We start from the raw sequence: 1,663 nt of genomic DNA, 5'->3' as shown, positions 1-1,663 counted from the left end.
GGAAAGCGCGCAGCCGCAGACCCAGCCCGGAGAAGCGGGCTAGTAGTCGTAGCGAGAAGAGGAACTGAGCGGCGTGCATGGCCGGCATCAAATCACAGGGTGGCCACGGTTGTCAACCGGGGACGAGTGCGCTTCCGCCTCGCCCGATCCCGCGACACGCGCGTTCGCGCAGAATCAGTCCCGTCCGATAGGCGGCGCCGTCCCCCGTCGATATGCTTCACGGGTGCGGCGCCGGTAAGGCCCTATTCATGTTCGGAGTGAGTCGGTCTGTCCTCTTCGCCGGTCGCCGCACACCCTCCCTCGCGATCGGGTTTCGGTGTGGACGTTCGACGGTGGCCGGTGGGCGCGGCCACGACAGAGATGTCGATGTTGAAACGAAACGCTGCCATATGCGAACGTCGAGCGTCTGCTCCGAAGCCCGATTGCGCCTCGCCCGTCTTGCTCCGCGTTGCGCGCTCTCGCATCATTCAAGAAACCGATATACGTATCGATACCATTTCTCGAATATATCGAAACCCCCTTCATTTAGCACATTTCATTAAATCGATTAGCGCCGCTTTTCGATTTACTGAACAATAACCATTCCCACTTGAATATTTTTTTATTTATTTTTCGCCATGCTTTGTATGTCGCGCTTCAAACTAAAAACGTTTGCGCGACAAGGCGCATGCCTTATCCAATAACCATCTGGAGGCAATCATGGCCGACTCTCAAACGTCATCCAATCGCGCCGGCGAGTTTTCGATTCCGCCGAATACCGATTTCCGTGCGATTTTCTTCGCGAATGCAGCCGAGCAACAGCACATCAAGCTTTTTATCGGTGACAGCCAGGAACCCGCCGCGTATCACAAGCTGACGACGCGCGACGGCCCGCGCGAAGCCACGCTGAATTCCGGCAACGGCAAGATCCGTTTCGAAGTGTCGGTAAACGGGAAGAAATCGGCGACCGATGCGCGCCTCGCGCCGATCACCGGCAAGAAATCGGACGGCTCGCCGTTCACGGTCAACTTCGGGATCGTCGTGTCGGAAGACGGCCACGACAGCGACTACAACGACGGGATCGTCGTACTCCAGTGGCCGATCGGCTGACCTGACGCGCAATCGACGCTGGATCGCTGCCGCCCGCCTCCATGGCGGCCGGCGGGTTTGCGCCGCGTTCCGCGGACCCTCACGCCCCATCCAGAAAAAACCGCCTCATTACAGGAGACATCCATGCCGCTCCTTTCCGCTTCGATCGTCAGCGCGCCCGTCGCGACGTCGGAGCGTTACGTCGATATCCCGGGCCTGTACATCGACATCGCGAAGGCCGGGATTCGCGACGGGAAATTGCAGGTCATCCTCAACGTGCCGACACCTTACGCGACCGGCAACAACTTCCCGGGCATCTATTTCGCGATCGCGACCGACAAGGGCGTCGTCGCGGACGGCTGCTTCACCTATTCGTCGAAGGTGCCCGAAAGCACCGGACGCATGCCGTTCACGCTCGTCGCGACGATCGACGCCGGCAGCGGCGTCACGTTCGTGAAGGGCCAGTGGAAAAGCGTGCGCGGCAGTGCGATGCATATCGATTCGTACGCGAGCCTGTCCGCGATCGGGGAAGCGGCCACGCCATCGCCGTCGCAAGGCGGCGGCAATCCGGGCGCCGAAACCGGTGGCGACGGAT

Annotated in this window: 1 protein-coding gene and 1 pseudogene; both read left to right on the top strand. The window is 60.4% G+C overall.

All coding sequences use genetic code 11. The features are described from left to right. Positions 1-699: 699 nt before the first annotated feature. Positions 700-1,089 (top strand): fucose-binding lectin II, encoded by a 390-nt coding sequence (locus AC3IFE_RS21005; protein ID WP_209939466.1) that lies wholly within the window; start codon positions 700-702, stop codon positions 1,087-1,089. Positions 1,090-1,212: 123 nt separating this feature from the next. Further along, a pseudogene (locus tag AC3IFE_RS21000) lies at positions 1,213-1,663 on the top strand (fucose-binding lectin II); the annotation flags it as partial.

It is taken from the genome of Burkholderia sp. APQ4-4ca, assembly GCF_057837105.1.
Note: the sequence above shows the minus strand (reverse complement) of the source record. Positions and strands in the feature narration are given on the sequence as shown.

Excerpts from the sequence above, each read along its gene's own strand:
- AC3IFE_RS21005 (WP_209939466.1), top strand. The coding sequence starts at position 700 with ATGGCCGACTCTCAAACGTCATCCAATCGCGCCGGCGAGTTTTCGATT.